The sequence below is a fragment of the uncultured Pontibacter sp. genome (assembly GCF_947492645.1).
GTDB lineage: Bacteria > Bacteroidota > Bacteroidia > Cytophagales > Hymenobacteraceae > Pontibacter.
The window spans coordinates 152692-174323 of sequence record NZ_CANLMZ010000002.1; the positions used below are offsets into that span (position 1 = coordinate 152692).

Here is a 21632-nt window from a genome sequence, read left to right on the forward strand (position 1 = left end):
TAGGGGTTATCTTGCGTTTTACTTAAATTCGTAGATAAAGCACAACTGTGAAGCAGAAGGTAACCCCTTTAATTTTATTCTTTCTAGCTGTCCTCAGCTTTTTAGCTGCAACAGCTCTTCATTTCAATTTTCCTAGAGTAGGCGCTCAGCCAGCTATCCAGGAACAGTTGGCTGCCGTTTCGGCACGTACACAGCAGAATATCCTTAAAGCCAAAGCAGAAGCTGAAGGAGTGGCACAGCACCTCCTGAATGATGATATCTCCTTTACCAACCTTTTGCAAGAGGCAGTTTATCCCACTTTCATTTATAAAAACAATCAACTTGTATTCTGGTCAGATCACACGCTGGTACCTGACCTGGACATCACCAATACAATAAAGCAGGTAACTACCGTGCGCAGCAAGTATGGTGTTTTTATAGTGGTGCCGCACAATGTTAACAGCTATGATGTTTATGTATGTGTGCCATTACAAGTTAACGAAAGTTCTAAGGTTTTAGCACTTAAGTATACACAAGATAATAACATACTTGAAGGCATTAAAGCCACTTTGGAGCTTGATGCCGGCAAAAAGATGCCAGCTGTTTATTCCGCTGATAAGAAATACCTTTTTGGGTTAGATTTTGTTAGAGAGAATAAACAAAACCAGAATGAGGGGCTGAAGCTGTTTTTGCTCCTGGCTGGTTCTGTACTGTTTATACTTGCTAGCTTTGCTTTGGCGCTTAATTATATAGCAGCTGACAAGCACAATAGGGGGGTAGTCAGTTTCCTGCTTTTGCTCATAAGCTTCAGGTTTTTGTTACTGGTGTTAGAGCTGCCCTTTTCTATTGCGGAGATAGGACTTTTTGACCCCAAATTATATGCAGCATCTTTTTGGTCTCCGTCAGTAGGCGATCTGGCCCTTAACATGCTTTTGCTTGTAACTGTAGCCGGAGCAGGTTTATACTTGTTTAAGCGGAACAGAGTTATTGCGCAGCTCCATGCGCTAACACAAAAGCAGGTTAAACAATACTTAATTGTAGCGATACTCATTTTTTACCTTCTGCTGGTTGTGTTGTACAGGTTCTACCATGGGCTGTACCATAATTCTCCTCTTGTACTAGACATAACACAGTCACTTAGTTTCACAAAGTATAAGCTCATCATTTACGGCGTTATGGTGATACACACCATCGCCATCGCGCTATTTACCTATATAATAAGTTCGGCGGTGCTGGTGCTGCTGCAGCGTGTAAGTAAATTATGGCCATATAAAGTGTTGTTGCTTGTTACCGCGGTGCTATTTACGCTAACGGCAGTTTTCCAACTGCAATTTTATGCAGCTATACTTGCAGGTACCTTTTTTTGGGTAATAGTTGCGATAGCTGCTCAAAACAGCAAAGCAATAAGCCTTCCTTATAAAACGTATCTTTTCTTTTTCCTGGTGATAATGGTGAGCGCAATTGTTGGTGCTTTTGCCCTGTTTAATCATTACCAGGAGGAGGTAAAGGTGTACAAGCAAAAGTTTGCGACCAACCTTTTGCAGGATAATGATGTGCTCGGGGAGTATTTGCTGGAAGAGGTTTCTTTTAAGATTGCGAAAGATGCTTTTATCAGAAGCAAAATGATGGGGCCTTACATTGATGCTGGTTTTATCAAACGCAAAATATCAAAACAGTACCTGCAGGAGTATTTTAACAAGTATGAGACAAACGTACTTTTATTTGATAGTGAAGGCCGCACACTAGAGAGTGCCGACACCACAGCAGCAACGCTACAAGAACTACTCTTAAAGTATAACACGCCTCAAACGAGAACAGAAAGGCCAAATCTGTTCCTGGTTAAAGACCCAAGCAGGTATAATGCCCGCACTTATTTTAAAGTTATCAATATACCAATCAGCCAATATCTGAAAGGCACTATCGTTTTGCAGCTTACCCTCAAGCGCCTGTTGCCGCACAGCCTGGTGCCGGAGCTTCTCAAAGATCAACACCATAGCCAACCTTTCCGGATGGATATGCTGAGCTACGCGATTTATGAAGGAATGACCCTTAGCTACAGCGAAGGAGAGTATGACTATGCTACCAATTTTAATCCGGAGCATATTGGCCATACACAGTTTTATAATGATGGGCATAACCAGGGCAATTATCACCATTTAGGCGTAAAAGATGATAGGGGGCATACACTTGTTATCACCACAGAGAAGTATGGCTTAACAGAAATACTTTCAAATTTTTCATTCCTGTTCCTGACCTATACCGCGAGCCTTATACTTTTAGGCTTCCTGTTCCTGGTGATACAGCGCAGGCGCATCAGGGAGTTTAGCCCGAACTTCAGCACGAAAATCCAGATCTTCCTGAACTTTGGTATACTGCTGCCTTTGCTTTTGGTAAGTGTTACTACGGCAGGCTTGGTTACGGCATCTTACAAAAAGGATTTGATGACTACCTATGAGCAACGCGGAGAGTCCATCCAGGAAAATCTTTCTCAGGTGTTAAACAACAGGCTATTGAGCCGAAACAGAGCACTCGGTAATAAAATCAACGAAATAGCGGCCTTGTCGGAGGCCGATATAAATTTGTATGACCGAAACGGAAAGTTAATAGTTACCAGCCAGCCATTTATTTTTGAAGCGGGCTTGCTGTCTGATTTGGTTAATCCGAAGGCTTTTGCAGCCATTTCTGAAAAGCAGGCGCTGCGTGTGCTATTAGAAGAGCAAGCAGGAGACATGACTTTTAATGCGGTATACTTGCCGCTGCGCAGCGAGGCAAACCCTAACGATCTGCTAGGCTTTATCGGCATACCTTTCTTTGATTCAGAAAAAGAGCTGGACCTGAAGCTCATTGAATTAATCACAACAACCATGAACATCTTCACCGTGATGTTTATCATGTTTATGATGCTCACCTTCTTTGCATCTCGTGCCTTAACCGTACCGCTGCGCATGCTGGCAGAAAAACTAAAGCGCACATCGCTTACAGGTAAAAATGAGATGCTGGCCTATGAAGGTGCCGACGAAATTGGCATGTTGGTAAATGAGTATAACCGCATGCTCTTAACGCTGGAGCAGAACAAAGAAGAACTGGCCATGCAGGAGAAAGAAGCGGCTTGGCGTGAGATGGCAAGGCAGGTAGCCCATGAAATTAAAAACCCGCTGACCCCGATGAAGCTTTCCCTGCAGTACCTGCAGAAGGCAATTGCAGAGAAAAAGCCGAACACGGAGCAGCTGATTGATAAAATTTCGCACACGCTGATAACACAGATCAACATTTTAAGCGACATTGCCACATCGTTCTCTAGTTTTACCTCTATGCCGGAGCCAAAGCAGGAGCGCATTGATGTGGCGGCCACTTTACGGAAATCCGCGGACCTGCATAAAGACCCCGCAACTGCTATAGTAGAAACTAAAGTTGGGCAAAAAGAAGTTATAGTGGTGGCAGATGAAAGCTTAATGGTTCGCACCTTTAACAATTTGCTGTTAAACGCTATACAAGCCGTGCCTACTACCCGAAAGCCGCACATCAAAATAACATTGGAAGAACAAGCTGATAGCAAGGTGCTTATTTCTATTAGAGATAATGGCAACGGCATACCGGAAGATATCAGGGGGAAAGTATTTATACCAAATTTTAGCACCAAGTATACCGGCTCTGGTATTGGTCTGGCTGTAGCTAAAAGAGGAATTGAGAACGCAGGAGGCCAGATATGGTTTGAAACGGAAGAGGGGAGAGGCACGACGTTTTATATTTCTTTACCGCTAGCCGAAGTATGAGGGTAAAGAGGCTATACTTGCTTTTGCTGTTGTTCTGGCTTTGCTATCCGCTTGTAGCTCAAACTTCTTTCAATAACCAGCGCTGCAAATGGTTGCCTGTATCAGGAGAGGCTGTTATACTTGATTCTCTCTCCGTTGACTTAAGCACTATCACCTTGGTGCATCCGCAAAAGGAGCAGTTTACTTTTGACTATAGTTTCAGCACACACGAATTTAAGTTTACCCACTTTCCTGCACCCGACTCAGTTCTTATTGACCGTGTTGGCACTAAAATACCCGCCCCTGATTCTGTACTTGTTTGTTATAGGGTGATGCCGCTTAACCTGAGTAAGCCAGCATTTAAGCGCGATATCACAAAACTGGAGCTAAACCCTTTCCAGCGTGGCGTGTACCAAGAGGATATCAGTACCAAGGAAGAAATCTTTAAAACACCAGGCCTTAATAAAACAGGAAGTATATCTCGGGGAATTTCGTTTGGCAACACGCAAAGTGTGTTTGTAAACTCAGCGCTGAACCTGCAGCTGGATGGCAAACTTACTGATGATATAAGTATAACGGCAGCTATTACAGATCAGAATATACCTTTTCAGCCGGAAGGCAATACGCAGCAGTTGCAGGAATTCGACAAAGTATACATTACGCTTAATCACAAGCAATGGCAACTGACAGCGGGTGATGTGGTGCTGCGAAATAAGCCTTCATACTTTCTGCAATACTATAAAAACGTGCAAGGGGGTGCCTTCGAGACTATATTCGGGAAAACGCTTGAACGGCAGGGGATAACTGCGGTGGCAGCCTCTGTATCAAAGGGTAAGTTTGCCTCGCAGGTGGTGGAAACGCAGGAAGGGGTGCTTGGGCCGTATCGTTTAAGAGGCCCTAACAATGAGCGCTTTATTATAGTGCTGGCAAACTCTGAGCGTGTTTTCTTGGATGGCAGATTGCTTACGCGCGGCTACGATTACGATTATGTGATAGATTACAATCAGGCAGAGATAACTTTTACAACGCGGCATGTGATTACCCGCAACACCCGCATAAGAGTTGATTTTGAATACTCGGACCAGAATTACAGCCGTGGCATTTATACCGCCAACCATTACCAGAGCTTAGGCAAGCTAAAATTGTACGGCAACTACTACAACGAGTCGGATAACCCGAATAACCTTATAAACCTGGACTTGCAGGACGAGCAAAAGCGCTTGTTGGCAAGTATAGGCGATAGCCTTAACCTGGCTGTTACACCGGGTGCCGATAGTGTGGCTTTTGACCCAAGCCAAGTGTTATACATGCGGCGCGACACACTTTACAACGGCGGCCAAAGTATGGCAACCGTTTACGTTTACAGTACCAATCCGGCAACAGCTTATTACAACGTACGCTTTACCGAAGTCGGACTAAACCAAGGTGATTATGTGGTATCGAGTGATGCCGTAAACGGAAGGGTATATCGCTGGGTTGCTCCTGTAAATGGTGTACCTGCAGGTAACTACGCGCCGGTAAGGGTGCTGCCAACCCCTCGTAAAAAACAGCTGATGACCTTTGGCGGTAGCTACGAAATACAAAAAGGAATAAGTGTTTTTGCGGAAGGTGCCGCCTCCGAAAACGATCTCAACCGGTTTTCGGACCTTGACGCAGACGACGACAAAGGCAAAGCGATTAGGGTAGGCTATACAGTACAAGAAAAGCAGGTAGAGCTGTTGGGCAAGTATAAACTTAACAGCACGCTTAACTACGAGTACACCGACAAGAACTTTAGCCCTATAGACAGGTATCGGCCCATAGAGTTTGACCGAGACTGGAGTTTGCAGCTAAACGCTGATCAGGCAGAAGACCATATCCTTAATTTTTCGGTTGGTGCAGTACAGGATGCAGCAAATTTTTTTAATTACCGCATAAGCCGCCGTCACCGCGAAGAACAGCTGGATGGGGTACAGCATTACCTCGATGCCTGGAAAAAGTTAGGGCGCTTAGAACTGCGAAACAACTTTTTTATACTTAACAGCGAGCAGGGAGAGCGTGCATCGGAGTGGTATAGAGGTGATGTAGGTGTAAAGTATAATACAGGCAAGTTTGCGCCCGGGTATGTATACCGCTTCGATAAAAACAGGCTAATAGCCTTGGGCACCGATTCTGTAACAGGCTCAGCTATGTACTTTGAAGAGCACCAGGTATATGTGGAGACTGCAGATTCTGCACGCTCCAGGTTCAGGGTAGATTACAGCCACCGTAAAGACTTAAGGCCAACCGGCAATGGAGATTTAGGCCTGCCAGAGATAGGGCAGACGTATAATGCTATACTTCAGACAATATTAGGTCCGGAAAGTGACTTAGCTGTGCAGGCAACTTATCGTAAACTGGAACACGAAATCGCTAAAGATGAAGAAACGGTGCAGTCACGGATAGATTGGAATGCTGGCTTTTTGGACGGAAGCTTCAGATCAGAAATGACTTATGCGGTAGGCACAGGCCGGGAGTTGAAGCGTGTTTTTATTTTCAGGGAAACATTGCCCGGGCAGGGCACGCATTACCTGCGCGACGGTGGAAACCCAAACGACTTAAACGATTACCTGGAAGCCCAGGCAGTTGACCAGCAGCGGTACATCAAAATCTTTCTTCCTACGGATGAGTATATCAACGCCTATACTAACCGCTTTACTTACCGCCTGAACACAAATACACCACGCAGCTGGCGAAGCCAAAAGGGCATTAAGGGCTTGGCTTCCAAATTTTCGATGCTCAGCTTTGTGAGTATTGATAAAAAGACCACCGACAGCGATTTAGGCAATAGGTTTAATCCTTTTAGTGAGGATTTCGAGGATGAGTTCCTGATATCGATGGCGAAATCGCTGCGCAATACTTTATACTATAATCGCAGTAACCCACAGTATGGCGTGGAGTATACGGTGCAGCAAAACCAACAGAAGTCGCTTTTAGCTAACGGCACAGAAACGCGCAACGTAAGCAGCCACCAATTAACAGGCAGGTTAAATTTAAACGAGGTGCTAAGCACACAGCTAAGAGTTGTGCAGGCCATCCGGGAAAATCAGTCAAACTTCTTAAGCTCTAAAAACTTTCGGATTAAATCGCAGGAGCTAACACCGGAACTTTCTTATCAGCCTAACACACGGCTAAGATTTACAGGCACCTACCAACTTGCTCTGCGCGAAAATGAATTTGCCCCAGTAGATGACAAACAGGAGGGAACATTTAATGAATTAGGTCTTGAGGCCAAGCTAAGCCAGGTAAGTAAGCGTACTGTTACAGGCAATTTCAGGTTCGTGAACATTGATTACTCCGGAGAACCGAACTCTTTTGTTGGCTACGAAATTCTTAATGCGCTGCGCCCTGGCAATAACCTTACCTGGTCGTTTAACCTGCAGCAGCGCCTGAGTAACGGGCTTAATATTTCGCTTAACTATGATGGCCGTAAAGCCAACAAGGTGGGCGCGGTGCATACAGGTAGAACGCAGGTGGCTGTTTTGTTCTAAAAAAGGGAGGGAGCAAATGAATGCTTCCTCCCTTTTAGCTTTTGGTAATTTTTAGTTAGGGCTTTTGCTTCTCTATTTTGCTGTGCGCAGGCAAGTACATAGGCAAGGCAGCAGAGCCATACCACGGGTAAAGCTCCACCTCAAAGATCTTCGCCTTTACAGCCGGGTCAGTTTCTACAAGCTTTCGTGCTTCTTCTACTGTTTGTACATCAAGTATAAAAATGCCACGGTATGCCTTGTCGTTTTTGCCTAGTGGGCCTGCAACAACTAATTTTCCTTCTTTTGCCAACCTGCCAATATTTTCCATGTGGCCCCGGAAGTATGCGTTAAGTTTTTCTTTATCTGTGGTGGTGTTGGAGCCTGTTTTAAGTATAGCCAGCACATATTGCTTCATGCCATAATCATCAGCACCCAACGAGTCGGCTAAAGGTTTGTTGTAAGTTGGGTTTTGTACCTGGGCGTTAGCTGTAAAACTAAAACAACAAAGTATAGCAAGGGCTAAAATGTATTTCATCCGTTTAAAGTAAGCTGTTTTTAAATAAATAGATACGTTAAGATACAGCATCAAATGAAAAGAGCAAGTATAGATGCGAAACTATACTTGCTCTTTATTTAATTAGAAAATCATTTAAAGAAATATCTATCAATCTGTGGTTATGATTAATAGTATTTACCAGTCATCAGGTAATTCTGAACATAGTCTCTTACACCCTCTTCTAAAGTATAAAAAGGCTTGTCATACCCCACGGAGCGGAGCTTGTTCATGTTAGCCTCTGTAAAATACTGGTAGTTGTCGCGCAGATTCTCCGGAGTATCCATAAAGTCGATGTTTGGGGCAACACCCATGGCATCAAACGTATTTAGGGCCAATGCCAAAAATGTGCGGGCATTTCCTGAGCCTAAGTTGTAAATACCGGAATCTTTGCGGTGGTGCATCAGGAACATGCATACTTCTACCACGTCCTTTACATAAACAAAGTCGCGCATCTGCTCACCATCTGCATAGTCTGGGTTGTGCGAACGGAACAGCTTCATGCTGCCTTTTTCTTTTATTTGGTTGTAGGCATGGAAAATAACAGAAGCCATCTTGCCCTTGTGGTATTCATTAGGGCCGTAAACATTAAAGAACTTCAGTCCGGCCCAGAAAAATGGTTTTGCAGTTTGCTCTAAAGCCCAAATATCGAAATCGTTTTTAGAGTCGCCGTAGGGGTTAAGCGGCTTCAGAAGCGGAATAGTAGCCTCGTTATCGTCGTAGCCTAACGTACCCGAGCCGTAAGTAGCCGCCGAAGAAGCATATACCAGCGGAATCTGGTATTCGCAGCAGGCATTCCATACTTTTTTAGAGTAATTCAGGTTTAGCATGTCGAACACATCCTTGTTAAACTCGGTGGTATCGGTACGTGCCCCCAAATGGAAGATAAATTCTACTTCTTCGTAATGCTCGTCCAGCCACTCAAAAAAGCCGTCACGGTCTACATACTCTTTTATCTTTTTACCTTTTAAATTGCTTTCTTTTTTAGCAACAGAAAAATTGTCAACCACAACAATGTCATTGAAGTTGGCTTGATTTAATCTGCTTACAAGACAGCTGGCAATAAAGCCTGCCGCGCCGGTTACTACGATCATAGGTTATTATTTAATCCTGTATCTAAAATTGCGTTAAATTTACGAAAATAAACGAAGCCACCTTGGTAACCCGAACCTATACTTTGGAAAGAAACGCACCACCTGTACCTATCAGGTATATTATACTTTGTTTTATACTTTGCATTCAGGTTTTTGGCAGCGCCTGCAGCAGCAACTCCACAGAGCAAACACAAAAACTTATTATACTTGAAGATGACCTGGGCAGGAAACTGGAGTTGAAATCTCCGCCAAAACGTGTGTTCTCATTAGCCTCCTCTCTTACAGAAATGCTTTATGCCGTTTTAGATACAAGCACCATCGTTGCCAGTACGCCTACCGACGATTACCCGGAGGCTGTTTTCAGGAAACCGATCGTGAGCAACTACCCTGTAGATTATGAGCAGATTTTACTGCTAAAGCCGGATTTGATCTTTACTGTGGAGGGCATCACCCCCTTGGATGTAGCTGCCAGGCTAGGCGAGTTGGGTGTGCCGGTATACTACCAGAAGTACAGAACGGTTGAGGATATTTTTACCGGCCTTGAGGATATTGCAGCCATTATGGGCAGAGAAAAGCAGGGCAAGCAGTTAGCAGACTCACTCAGAAAAGAAGTGGCAAGTATAGCTAAGCGTTACGCGCAGGTTCAGCATCGGCAGCAGGTGTTGGCCATTACCTGGAAGGATCCCATCTATGTATACGGCCAAAATACCATACTAACAGATAAGCTGAGAATACTGGGAGCAGAGAACGCGGTAAAAGAGACTTTTGACCAGCCTTACCCCGCGCTCACCCGTGAGTACATCCTAAAGCTTAACCCCGAAATTTTACTAGGCGGTACAAAGGAGAAGCTGGCAAAGGATTTCTTCAGCCTTTACCCGGAGCTCCGCAAAATAAAGGCTTACCAAAATAACCGCATTTACGACCCGACAGATGACCTGCAGTCAAGGCCAGGGCCTCGTGTGGTGGAGTCGCTAAAAGAGTTGGAGGGCTTTTTATATCCATGATAGGGCGTGGTTTATACTTTATACTTGCGCTGCTGCTTATTATAGTAGTATTAGGATTGGGGCTGCAAGTTGGCTCATTTGATACCAATGCGGCTACTGTTCTGGATGCTCTTTTCGCTTACGACCCAAACAATACCTCTCACTTTGCTGTACTGCACCTGCGTTTACCGCGCCTGTTGCTGGCTTTGGTGGTAGGGGCATCGCTGGCTTTTTGCGGATACTTAATGCAGGCAATGGTTAACAACGGACTAGCAGATCCATATTTGCTGGGTACAGCTTCCGGAGCATCGTTGGGGGCTGTTGTTGTTTTCTTTGGTTTTGTGCCCGTTAGCTTTGCAGGTTTATACTTGCCATCGGTTTTTGCTTTTGCCGGTGCTTTTCTGGTTACGCTGGTTGTGGTTATACTTGGTTACCGCAAGCGCCAGCTTATACCTAGCCAAATGCTATTGGCAGGTATTGCTTTAAGCTCCTTGTGCACGGCCATGGTAGGCATGCTTACTTTTCTTTCTGATTCGGAGGGGAAATTAAAGGCAGTTATTTTTTGGTCGATGGGAAGCTTTGAGCGAGCAACCTGGCAGTTGGTGGCTTACCCTGCCGTTACGATAGTGCTTGCGCTGTTGTTCTTTGCCTTTTACCAGAAACAGCTCAATATTCTTTTATTGGGTTCGGAGCGTGCGCAGGCCTTGGGTATTAAAGTGGCCCGTACCCGCTGGGTAATAATGGGTGTGGTATCGGTGGTTACGGGCTTTGCTGTGGCTACCTCAGGTCCGGTTGGTTTTGTTGGGCTGATTGTGCCGCATGTAGCGCGGGCAGTAATGGGAACCACGGGCCGTGGCAATCTGCTTTTCTGTGCTTTTGTGGGCGGATTTTTTATGTTGCTTTGCGATTTACTGTCGCGTGTAATTTATCCGCCGGCTGGCCTGCCAATTGGAATCATTACTTCGTTCTTTGGTGTTCCTTTCTTTGTATATTTGCTGTTCAAAAAGAATTACAATTTTAGAGGTTAAATGATTTACGTAAGCAGGTTAGAGCACTTTAATGCAGCACATAAGCTGTATAACCCGAATTGGTCGCTGGCGAAGAATAAAGAAGTGTTCGGCCCTTGTGCCAATGTTAACTGGCATGGCCATAATTTCGAACTTATCACAACTGTAAAAGGCAAGCCGGACCCAGACACAGGTTTCGTAATCGACCTGAAACAGCTTAGCATACTTATCCGCACACACATTATCGAGAAGGTAGATCATAAAAACCTGAACATGGATGTGGCCTTTATGGAAGGAAAACTGGCAAGCACCGAAAACCTGACCATAGAGTTCTGGAAAATACTGGAGCCGCGGATCTCTGAAATTACCGGAGGCAGAGCAAAATTGCATAGCCTGAAGCTATACGAAACCCCGCGGAACTACGTAGAGTATTTTGGTGAGGAATAGTCCCTCGGCTTACAATCCCAATCTTATTTTTATTGCCCTTTACAGATAGCCCAGAACGGACACGTACTGCATGAAATATTACATTATAGCTGGTGAGCGATCCGGTGACTTACATGCCTCTAACTTAATTAAGCAGCTGCGCCTGCAAGACCCTAATGCCGACATACGCGGGTGGGGTGGCGATATGATGCAGGCTGCAGGTATGGATCTGGTGCGCCATTACCAGGATATGGCCTTTATGGGCTTTGCCGAGGTGTTTAAAAGTCTGCGCAAAATTCTGGGCTTTATGAAGGAGTGTAAAGCTGATATCAAAGCCTGGCAACCCGATGTGGTTATACTTGTAGACTATGCTGGCTTTAATATGCGTATCGCAAAGTTTGCCAAGCGGAGCGGTATGAAGGTATTCTACTACATATCACCAAAAATTTGGGCCTGGAACCAGGGGCGTGTACATAAAATTAAAAAGGTAGTAGACCGGATGTTCGTAATCATGCCCTTTGAAGAAGAGTTTTACGGACGCTTCGATTATAAAGTAGATTATGTGGGCAACCCTGTAAACGATTCTGTTTCGGATCATGTACCTACTGTTGATTTCAGGGCTAAAAACAAGCTTTACAACAACAAACCGATTATTGCCATACTGCCGGGTAGCCGTAAGCAGGAAATTGAGAACATGCTAGATGTGATGCTAAGCGTACTGCCATCCTTCCGCGATTACCAGTTTGTTGTTGCCGGTGTTTCTAATTTCTCCAAGGAGTATTACGAGCAGTATAACAAAGACCCGAACATCAAGATTATCTACGACCAGACCTACGATTTGCTTGCCCACGCTAAGGCAGCCCTGGTAACCTCTGGTACAGCAACTTTAGAAACCGCTCTGTTTAACGTGCCGCAGGTGGTTTGCTATAAAACCAGCGCCATCTCATACTTTATCGGTAAAATGGTGATCAAAGTGCCTTACATCTCGCTGGTAAACCTGATTGCCGATAAACCTATCGTTACCGAACTCATTCAGGATGACTTTACACCGAAAAAGATTGTGGCAGAGTTAAAGCAGATTCTGTTTGACAAATATTTTCTAAAGAAACAGATGGACGGCTATAGTTTGGTGCGCCAGAAGATTGGGGAACACCGTACTGCCGAACGAGCCGCTGAATTAATGGTAGGTTATCTGAAAGAAGAGAAAGTATACAGATAATAGACATTGAGGATCATTTTCTTTAAACCTGTTGCTTATGCTGAGACGTATAGTATAAGTAGTTTTGGCTGCCGTTTAATGCGGCAGTAACAATGCTGTATGTAAACCACTAAAACAAAACTATGAAACCGATACTAATAGCTTTAGGAATAACAGGCTTGATGATCTCTATACTGCTGTTGCGCGCGTCGACTGAAACAGATTTGCTTGATGAGGATGTAGATAGCGATATGTAACATATCTAATTAGCTATAAAAAGCAGAAGCCCCGGCATTAAGTGCCGGGGCTTCTGCTTTTTATACTTTATGTGGTTACACTAAGCCACTTTTAGTTGCTTCAGCGTTGATTTCTCAAATTTCTCACGGGCATAGTCACCAGTAATTAACAGTTCTTTTGCACCTTCTTCGGATGGCAACTCGAACATAGCGTCTGTCATGATACCTTCGCAGATAGAGCGGAGGCCACGGGCACCAAGCTTGTACTCTGCAGCTTTTTCCACAATGTAGTCCAGCGCACCATCATCAAAGCTAAGGCTGATGTTTTCCATCTCGAACAGGCGCTTGTACTGCTTTACAATAGAATTCTTAGGCTCCAGTAAAATAAGTCGAAGTGTTTCTTTATCCAGCGGGTTTAGATGTGTGGTAACTGGCAGACGACCGATAAGCTCTGGTATTAAGCCAAAGTTCTTCAGGTCCTGTGCCGTAATGTATTTCAGGAAGTTTTCATTTTCCTCTACATCGTCTAACTTAGATTTAGAGAAACCAATAGGGCGGGTATTCAGACGGTTTTTGATTAGTCTGTCGATACCCACGAAAGCGCCACCGCAAATAAACAGGATGTTCTCTGTGTTTACTGTGATCATCTTCTGCTCCGGGTGCTTGCGTCCACCTTGTGGCGGAACATTTACTACTGTACCTTCCAATAGCTTAAGCAAAGCCTGCTGCACACCCTCGCCACTCACGTCGCGGGTAATAGATGGGTTATCGCTTTTACGGGCTATCTTGTCTATTTCATCGATGTATACAATGCCACGTTCAGCTGCCTCTACGTTATAGTCAGCGGCTTGCAATAAACGGGTAAGTATACTTTCTACGTCTTCGCCTACATAACCGGCTTCTGTCAGTACAGTAGCATCGGCAATACAGAAAGGTACCTGAAGTATACCGGCCATCATACGCGCCAGGTAAGTTTTACCTGTACCTGTTTCGCCCACCATAATAATATTTGATTTTTCAATCACTACATCATCATTCTCAGTAGGCTGCATCAGGCGCTTGTAGTGGTTGTAAACTGCCACCGACATCACTTTCTTCGCATCATCCTGGCCAACCACAAACTGATCAAGGTAGGTCTTCATCTCCTTCGGCTTCATCAGGTTAAATTTCGGAGTACGGCTGTTAGCGCGTATCTTGTTCTCTTCATTTAAAATCTGCTGAGCCTGTCCGATACAACGGTCACAAATGTGCGCGTTAATACCAGATATCATCACCGATACATCCTTCTTGTTTTTGCCGCAAAATGAGCAAGTAATTTCAGCCATACAAAACGATTGATCCAAAAATGTTCTTCTCCGGGTATCGGAGCAAAACAAAGGTACAAAATTGAAAAGTTATACTTACATAAATATTTTAATGCAAATATTACTATTGTTTCAAAAAACAGGCAAAAATTTTAAAATATATATTTTTTAATTTTACTTCAATGTCTTATTAATCAGTCAGTTGTGTTATTTAGGTATCCACATGTGCCTGTTGATAATTTTTTTAAAAATTTAACGTTATAACGTATTTATAGCGCTTATGGCTGCAAAGTGGACATAAAAAAACCGCCCCATGGTATATGGGGCGGTTTTTAAAATTGTAGCCTATGCTTTGTACTTAAGCTTTCTTACGCGTTAAAACTTCATCAATTAAGCCGTACTCCTTGGCCTCGTCAGCTTTCATCCAGTAGTCTCGATCAGAGTTATCGTATACTTCCTGGTATGTTTTGCCAGAGTGCTGAGCCAGGATTTCGTAAAGCTCTTTCTTCAGTTTCAGAATTTCACGGGCTGTGATTTCGATATCAGATGCCTGGCCTTGTGCGCCACCCATTGGCTGGTGAATCATAACGCGGGCATGGGGTAGGGCAGAACGCTTGTTTGGTGCGCCACCTGCCAGTAATACAGCACCCATCGAGGCAGCAAGACCTGTACAGATCGTTGCCACATCCGGGCTAACATACTGCATGGTATCATAAATACCTAGGCCAGCATATACAGAGCCTCCCGGGCTGTTAATATAAAGCAATATATCCTTTTTCGCATCCGCCGACTCCAGGAACAGCAACTGAGCTGTGATGATGTTAGCAATAAAATCATCTACCTGTGTGCCAAGGAAAATGATCCTGTCCATGATCAGACGAGAGAACACGTCAATCTCACGGAAGTTGGTTGGTCTTTCCTCAATCACGGAGCGGGTCATACTTTCAATCGTATGCATGGCCCTGCCTTCTACGTGGCTTATATATTGATCTACGCCCAGGCCGCTCATGCCCTGGCCTTTTACAGCAAATTTGCGGAACTCGTCTTTGTTAAACATCATCTTGTTTAGGTTTACGGTTTTCTCAAAAATAAAAAAAGGTCCTTATAAAAGGACCTTTTTGCAATATAGTTTTTTAGTCGTTCTTATTCAAACGACATATTTCTGAAGTCCTCAGCAGTAACTGTTTTCTCAACAACAGTTAATTGTTCTTTAAGTTTAGCTAGCACCTTCTCGGCTAGTAATTGCTCGTACTCGTTAATGTAGTTACGGCCATTTTCCTGCTGCAGATATTGGTTTGCATAGTTGTTCATGCTCTCCATTAACTCTTCAGGTACTTCTGGCATGTTAAACTGGGCAAGCATCTTTTCTTTAGTGGCGTTCACTACTTCTTCGTTGCTTACTTTCAGGTCGTTTTGCTCTACTACCTTGTTCTTGATCATAGACCACTTTAGTTCGCGAACATACTTATCAAAGTTCTCTTCGATTTGCTCTGCAGTTAACTTGCCTTCGTTCGTAACCTGTATCCAACGCTTAAAGAACTCAGTAGGGATTTCTACTTCAACGTTGTCAATCAGCGTATCCATGATATTACGGTAAAGCAGGTTATCAGCTTCACGCTCATAATTCTCCTTGATCGTTTCACGGATCTTAGCGTCAAACTCCTCTTCAGTTTTTACTTCGTCTTTACCAAAAAGCTTGTCGAAAAGTTCTTGGTTTAATTCAGCGGACTCGGTACGGTTGATTTTATCTATAGTAAATTCAAACTCACCGTTCAGATCAGCTACAACTTCTTTGCTTAAGCCGGTAACGTGTGCAAGCGCAGCGTTATCGTCGCCGAAAGCCTTACGGATATCGAACTTAATAACATCGCCTTCTTTTACACCTACAAACTGCTCTTTGCCTTCAACTACACGGGTAGTAGGTATAAGCGTTTTAGACTGGAACTCACCATCAACCTGCTTCAGTTCACCAGAAATAAAGTCACCTTCTTCAGATGTCTCAGGGTTTACTGTTTTGCCAAATTGGCGCTTCAGGTTTTCGTAAGCTTCGTCAATCGTTTTTTGATCCACTTCGATTGCGTAACCCTCTACGCTTTTATCAAGCGGAAGGTTGAAATCAGGAAGTAAACCTACGGCATAAGTAAACTCGAAGCTTTTCTGGTTATCCCAATCAATTTCAGCGTGGTTTAACTCAGGAAGCGGTTCGCCTAATAGCTTTACATCATTATCTTTAATGTATTTCGAGATTTCCTCTTGCAACATCTTGTTGATTTCATCAACAAGGATGCTTTTGCCATACATTTTCTTTACAAGACCGGCAGGAACTTTACCAGGTCTGAAGCCCTTGATTTGAGCTTTTTTGCTGAATTCCTTAACCTGCTGATCAACCTTAGGAGCGTAATCGGCCTCTTCCAGAACTACCTTCAGTTGTGCGTTAGTGCTGTCGGTTTGGTTTAATGTAATATTCAAGGCTTATAAAATTTTAGTTTTTGAAATATCTACTAAAAACAAACCCCCAACAGTTATGTTGAGGGTTCGTTTATGTTGTGCGGATGGAGGGACTCGAACCCCCATGCCTCGCAGCGCTAGATCCTAAGTCTAGTGCGTCTACCAATTTCGCCACATCCGCTTGAAGTGTGCTTGTTTGTTATTGTGATGCAAAGGTAAGCAAGGAATTTTAAAGTGCAATACCTGCCCCAAAAATTTTTCAAATATTTTTTTATCTAGATATAATAGCCGCTTCGTACTACCTTTAACACAGGCTCTTATTGATTGCAGCATAGAATCAGTTATATTTGAAACTTTACAGGCACTTCCTAATTATACTTATAGCAAGCACCTGACCACCCAATGGTTTGATGCTTCCTTTAAAACAGCATATGGTTACAACAATTGATCCTGAAGCAGAGCGCAAAGAGATCTTAAGGTATTACAGACGGCTATTGCGGCATGCAAAACCTTTCCTGAAGGATAATGATGCCAAAATCATTAAGAAAGCTTTTAACACCTCCGTAGAGGCGCACAAAGATATGCGCCGCAAATCCGGTGAGCCTTACATTTACCACCCGCTTGCAGTTGCCCAGATTGCGGTAGAAGAAATTGGGTTGGGCACTACCTCTATTGTTGCAGCTCTTTTACACGATGTGGTAGAAGATACCGATATGGAGATTGCCGATGTTGAGCGTGAGTTTGGACCTAGTGTAGCGCGAATAATAGAAGGGCTTACTAAAATATCAGGTGTTTTCGATTACGGATCTTCGCAACAGGCGGAGAACTTCCGCAAAATGCTGCTCACCCTTAGCGACGACGTACGGGTTATACTTGTAAAGCTGGCCGACCGCCTGCACAACATGCGTACGCTAGACAGCATGCCGCGCCACAAGCAGCTTAAAATTGCCTCCGAAACGATGTACCTGTACGCGCCATTGGCTCACCGCCTGGGCCTGTACGCTATCAAATCTGAGCTAGAGGATTTATACTTAAAGTATACCGATACAGAAACGTATAAGGATATATCAAATAAAATACGCCAGACAAGGAGTTCACGCAGCAAATTTATCAAGGATTTTATTTCGCCGATAGAGGAGGAGTTGCGCAAGTATGGCTTCAAATTCAACATTAAGGGCAGGCCCAAGTCTATACACTCTATCCTTAAAAAGATAAAGAAGCAGAACATCACTTTTGATGAGATTTACGACCTGTTCGCAATCCGGATCATACTTGATGTGCCCCTGGAAAACGAGAAGGCTGCTTGCTGGCAAGTATATTCTATCATTACAGACTTTTACCAACCTAACCCAGACCGCCTTCGCGATTGGGTAAACACGCCCAAGGCTAACGGCTATGAATCGTTGCATACTACCGTCATGAGTAAGTCGGGGCAATGGGTAGAAGTGCAGATCAGAACCAAGCGGATGGATGAGATTGCTGAGCGTGGTTATGCTGCCCATTGGAAGTATAAAACCGATAGCTCGCACGGTGGCGAGTCCGGGTTGGAAATGTGGATTAACAAGGTGCGCGACATGTTGGAGAACAATACTGCCAACGCACTTGAGTTTATGGATGAGTTCCGCAAAAACCTTTTTGTGGAAGAAGTGTTTGTGTTTACGCCCAAAGGGGAGCTGATCATACTTCCGGACAAAGCCACAGCGCTGGATTTCGCTTTTGAGATACACAGCCAGATCGGTTTGCAGTGCCTTGGTGCAAAGGTAAACCAGAAGTTAGTGCCGCTAAGCTATAGGCTGAAGAACGGGGACCAGGTGGAAATACTTACTTCTCAGAAGCAGAAGCCAAACGAGGAGTGGTTGCAGTATGTGGTTACCTCTAAAGCGCGTTCTCGCATTAAAGATGCCCTGCGCGAAGAACGCAAAAACCGTTCGGAACAAGGCAAGGCAATGCTGGACCGCCGCCTGGAGCAGTTGCAAGTGCCCGATACACAGGTTAACATGAACAGGCTGTTGGCATTCTTCAATGTGCCTTCGTTGCAGGACCTGCACTACCGCATTGCTACTGGCCACGTCGATATCAAAAACATAAAAGAAGTTATCTTTACTGCTGCTTCTGAAAAGGGCACCTCCATGCTCGACCTTAAGTCTTTTGATAAGGAGGTGCAAAAAATCAGAGGTGTAAATTCTGATATGCTGGTGATAGGGGAGGATACTTCTAATATGGCGTATAAGGTAGCCGCCTGCTGTAATCCGATTCCGGGAGATGATGTTTTCGGTTTCCAGACAGAAGATGACGGTATAGAGATACACCGTACCAATTGCCTGCGGGGAATTGAGCTGATGTCTAACTATGGCAACCGTATCATCAAGGCAAAATGGACAGATCAGAAAGAGTTGGCTTTCCTGGCTGGTATCCGCATAAAGGGTACAGACCGTGTTGGTTTGGTAAATGATTTAACAAAAGTAATCTCAGCCAGTTTAAGAGTAAACATGCGCTCTATCACCATCGACTCAAACGATGGCATTTTTGAGGGGAACATTATGGTGTTCGTAAATGACACCAGTCACTTGGAGAAATTGATTCAGCGCATGAGTAGGGTAAATGGTGTGCTTACAGTCGAGCGATTCGATTAGCGGGAGTACACTTTTAACAAAGAAGAGACATGGTATTAGATCATATTAAATTTGAAGAAGTAAAGAAGATCTTTACTGCATACTTAGAAAGTAAGGGCCTGCGCAAAACGCCGGAGCGGTATGCCATACTTGAGGAAATTTACTCGCGCGACGGGCACTTTGACGTAGAGTCACTCTATATAAGTATGAAAAACAAAAACTACCAGGTAAGCCGGGCTACAGTATACAATACACTAGACCTGCTTGTAGAGAATGATCTGGTAAGCAAGCACCAGTTTGGACGTAACCTCGCGCAGTACGAAAAGTCGTACGGCTACCGCCAGCACGATCATGTTATTTGCACCGAGTGCCATAAGGTTGTAGAGTTCTGTGATCCGCGTGTGCACCAGATACAGACGATGGTGGGCGAACTGCTAAATTTTCATATCTTGCACCATTCCCTAAACCTATACGGTATTTGCGGCGATTGCCGTGCCAAAAAAGCTACTGAGGAAAAGCGCCATGAAGTATCAGATAGAGCTGAAGGATGACATCTTATATATAAGGCTGGAAGGAGACCTGATTGCAGGAACCGATACGCAGCAAATGATTGAGGATGCCGATAAGCAGCAGGATGGAAAGGTGCTGCTATGTGCCGTTGATCTATCTAATGTACGTTTCATGGATAGTAGCGGGATGGGAGTGTTGGTATCTCTTCTTACCAAGTTCAGAAACCGTGGTGGCGAGCTTGTTCTAATAAAACCCTCAAACCATATCCGCAAGCTGCTTATCGTAACAAAGCTAAACGCAATTTTTACCATCGCAGAAAATGATAACTTTGCGGCTCAATTCTTAAAGGAATCAATTTACTAAAACCATAATGGCAGTTGACATATTAATAGGTTTACAGTGGGGCGACGAAGGAAAAGGAAAAATCGTCGACGTACTGGCTCCAACCTATGACATAGTTGCTCGTTTCCAGGGCGGACCAAACGCTGGTCATACATTAGAGTTTGAAGGCACGAAGCACGTGCTCCACCAGATACCTTCAGGTATTTTCCATCCGCATATCCAGAATATCATTGGTAATGGAGTTGTGTTAGACCCGATAGTTTTCCGCACCGAAATGCAGAAGCTACAAGATAGAGGTGTGGATGCTGCTCAAAACCTGTTCATTTCTAAGAAGGCTTCACTCATACTACCTTCCCATAAAGTATTAGACAGAGTATCAGAAGAGGCATTAGGGAGTGGTAAAATTGGCTCAACCTTAAAAGGTATAGGCCCAACATACCAAGACAAGATAGGCCGTGTAGGTTTACGAGTGGGTGATATATTGGCAGATGATTTTCAGGAGAGATACAATAAGCTAGTAGAGCGCCACAGGAAAACAGTTGAATTTTATGGAAAGCAACTGGATATGGAAGACCAGGAGCAGGTGTTCTTTGAGGCTGTAGCTTACCTTCGAAACTTAAAGCTGGTAGATAGCGAGTACATGATCAATGAGGCAATCAATAGCGGAAAGCGCATACTTGCCGAGGGTGCACAAGGCTCTTTACTGGATGTGGATTTCGGAACGTATCCATTTGTAACTTCTTCAACCACATTGGTAGCCGGAGCTTGTACCGGATTAGGTGTTGCTCCGAAGCATATAGGTGATGTATACGGTATATTTAAGGCTTATTGCACACGTGTAGGTAGTGGTCCGTTTCCTACAGAGTTGTTAGATGAAGTAGGGGAGGAGATAAGACAAGCTGGTAGAGAGTTCGGTTCTACAACAGGCCGTCCACGCAGATGCGGTTGGGTAGACCTGCCAAGCTTAAAGTATTCGATCATGCTTAATGGGGTAACGCAGTTAAATATGATGAAAGCCGACGTGCTGACGGAATTCGATAGTATAAGCGTGTGCACACATTATAAACTGCCATCTGGCGAAGTAACTGATAAGCTTCCTCACTCTTTAGAGGAAGGAAGTGTGGAGCCTATATACACTAAACTGCCAGGATGGAGAGTAGATCTGAATCAGATTGATGATGTCGAACAGTTGCCTGAAGCATTCAGAAATTATCTAAACTTTATAGAAGAACACTTACAGGTGCCAATAACTATAGTATCAGTAGGACCTGATAGGAAGAGTACACTTAAAAGAGAAGGTATAAGTATAGGTTAGACTAATATTCCCTATAGTATAAAGCAGAAAAAGGGCAACAAAGCCAGGGCAAATGGCGAAGGAAAAACAATTTTAGTAGAGTTCGGAAAATAATGGGCTTGGGAACCAGCGGCTTAGGGCCTGGTTCCCGGTTTTTTACCCCCTGGCGCTTGCAGTTGCCGGGATGTTTGCTACCTTTGCATCCCGGTTCCGAAAGAGGGGCGGGCACTCGGAAAGGCTGAGGAAAATATTTTGAAATAAGTTGCAGAGATTCAGGGGAGATTTCTTACCTTTGCATCCCGGTTCTGAACGAGGGCCGAAAGTTGGAGGGAGGCTGAAAAGCTTCGGAAAATTTCCTGAGAAAAGCTTGCAACGGATTGGGAAATGTTTCTTACCTTTGCAGCCC

15 protein-coding genes and 1 tRNA gene are annotated in these 21632 nt (G+C 44.2%); 10 read left to right on the plus strand and 6 right to left on the minus strand.

What is annotated here, in order from left to right; translation table 11 throughout:
* Nucleotides 1-47 precede the first annotated feature (47 nt).
* Together Q1A23_RS02750 and Q1A23_RS02755 are read left to right on the plus strand one after the other, a co-directional pair.
* Nucleotides 48-3752, plus strand: coding sequence for an ATP-binding protein (locus Q1A23_RS02750; protein ID WP_299819153.1), 3705 nt, complete (start codon nucleotides 48-50; stop codon nucleotides 3750-3752).
* Nucleotides 3749-7240, plus strand: a complete 3492-nt coding sequence (locus Q1A23_RS02755) for a hypothetical protein (RefSeq protein WP_299819155.1) — start codon at nucleotides 3749-3751, stop codon at nucleotides 7238-7240. Before Q1A23_RS02750 ends, Q1A23_RS02755 begins: the two co-directional genes overlap by 4 nt.
* Nucleotides 7241-7295: 55 nt before the next feature.
* Here the strand turns inward: Q1A23_RS02755 and Q1A23_RS02760 are convergent, their stop codons facing one another.
* Together Q1A23_RS02760 and rfaD are read right to left on the minus strand one after the other, a co-directional pair.
* Nucleotides 7296-7754 carry a YciI family protein gene (locus Q1A23_RS02760; RefSeq protein ID WP_299819157.1) on the minus strand — a complete coding sequence of 153 codons (459 nt, stop codon included), beginning with the start codon at nucleotides 7752-7754 and terminating at the stop codon, nucleotides 7296-7298.
* A gap of 146 nt (nucleotides 7755-7900) precedes the next feature.
* Nucleotides 7901-8866: an ADP-glyceromanno-heptose 6-epimerase gene (gene rfaD / locus Q1A23_RS02765; protein WP_299819159.1), complete on the minus strand. Its 966-nt coding sequence runs from the start codon at nucleotides 8864-8866 to the stop codon at nucleotides 7901-7903.
* 83 nt (nucleotides 8867-8949) lie between these two features.
* On the opposite strand from rfaD, the gene Q1A23_RS02770 reads away from it, so the two are divergent.
* The 4 genes from Q1A23_RS02770 (at nucleotide 8950) to lpxB (ending at nucleotide 12501) form a co-directional block, all read left to right on the plus strand.
* The gene (locus Q1A23_RS02770; protein WP_299819162.1) at nucleotides 8950-9870 is read left to right on the plus strand and encodes a helical backbone metal receptor; all 921 of its coding nucleotides are present in this window, start codon (nucleotides 8950-8952) and stop codon (nucleotides 9868-9870) included.
* Nucleotides 9867-10877, plus strand: a complete 1011-nt coding sequence (locus tag Q1A23_RS02775) for an iron ABC transporter permease (protein ID WP_299819165.1) — start codon at nucleotides 9867-9869, stop codon at nucleotides 10875-10877. The genes Q1A23_RS02770 and Q1A23_RS02775 overlap by 4 nt, the downstream gene beginning before the upstream one ends.
* Entirely contained in the window at nucleotides 10878-11303 is a 426-nt protein-coding gene (locus Q1A23_RS02780) for a 6-carboxytetrahydropterin synthase (RefSeq protein ID WP_299819168.1), read from the plus strand.
* Nucleotides 11304-11373: 70 nt separating this feature from the next.
* Nucleotides 11374-12501: a lipid-A-disaccharide synthase gene (gene lpxB / locus Q1A23_RS02785; protein WP_299819170.1), complete on the plus strand. Its 1128-nt coding sequence runs from the start codon at nucleotides 11374-11376 to the stop codon at nucleotides 12499-12501.
* Nucleotides 12502-12817: 316 nt separating this feature from the next.
* On the opposite strand, the gene clpX is transcribed toward lpxB, so the two are convergent.
* From clpX to Q1A23_RS02805, 4 genes are all read right to left on the minus strand, one after another.
* A complete protein-coding gene (clpX, locus tag Q1A23_RS02790; protein ID WP_299819173.1) occupies nucleotides 12818-14041 on the minus strand; it encodes an ATP-dependent Clp protease ATP-binding subunit ClpX in 1224 nt (407 codons plus the stop codon).
* Between the two features lie 337 nt (nucleotides 14042-14378).
* Nucleotides 14379-15077, minus strand: coding sequence for an ATP-dependent Clp protease proteolytic subunit (locus Q1A23_RS02795; protein ID WP_262902632.1), 699 nt, complete (start codon nucleotides 15075-15077; stop codon nucleotides 14379-14381).
* Nucleotides 15078-15163: 86 nt separating this feature from the next.
* On the minus strand, nucleotides 15164-16489 hold the full coding sequence (gene tig, locus Q1A23_RS02800; RefSeq protein ID WP_299819175.1) for a trigger factor: 1326 nt from the start codon (nucleotides 16487-16489) through the stop codon (nucleotides 15164-15166).
* A gap of 78 nt (nucleotides 16490-16567) precedes the next feature.
* Nucleotides 16568-16649, minus strand: a tRNA-Leu gene (locus Q1A23_RS02805).
* Nucleotides 16650-16899: 250 nt separating this feature from the next.
* Between Q1A23_RS02805 and Q1A23_RS02810 the strand changes: the two genes are divergently transcribed.
* Genes Q1A23_RS02810 through Q1A23_RS02825 form a run of 4 tightly spaced genes read left to right on the plus strand, consistent with a single transcriptional unit; the run spans nucleotide 16900 to nucleotide 21247 of the window.
* A complete protein-coding gene (locus Q1A23_RS02810) occupies nucleotides 16900-19101 on the plus strand; it encodes a bifunctional (p)ppGpp synthetase/guanosine-3',5'-bis(diphosphate) 3'-pyrophosphohydrolase (RefSeq protein WP_299819178.1) in 2202 nt (733 codons plus the stop codon).
* Nucleotides 19102-19130: 29 nt separating this feature from the next.
* Nucleotides 19131-19631: a transcriptional repressor gene (locus Q1A23_RS02815; protein WP_299819181.1), complete on the plus strand. Its 501-nt coding sequence runs from the start codon at nucleotides 19131-19133 to the stop codon at nucleotides 19629-19631.
* Nucleotides 19603-19953 (plus strand): STAS domain-containing protein, encoded by a 351-nt coding sequence (locus tag Q1A23_RS02820; RefSeq protein WP_299819183.1) that lies wholly within the window; start codon nucleotides 19603-19605, stop codon nucleotides 19951-19953. The genes Q1A23_RS02815 and Q1A23_RS02820 overlap by 29 nt, the downstream gene beginning before the upstream one ends.
* Nucleotides 19954-19960: 7 nt before the next feature.
* Nucleotides 19961-21247, plus strand: coding sequence for an adenylosuccinate synthase (locus Q1A23_RS02825; protein WP_299819186.1), 1287 nt, complete (start codon nucleotides 19961-19963; stop codon nucleotides 21245-21247).
* Nucleotides 21248-21632 lie beyond the last annotated feature (385 nt).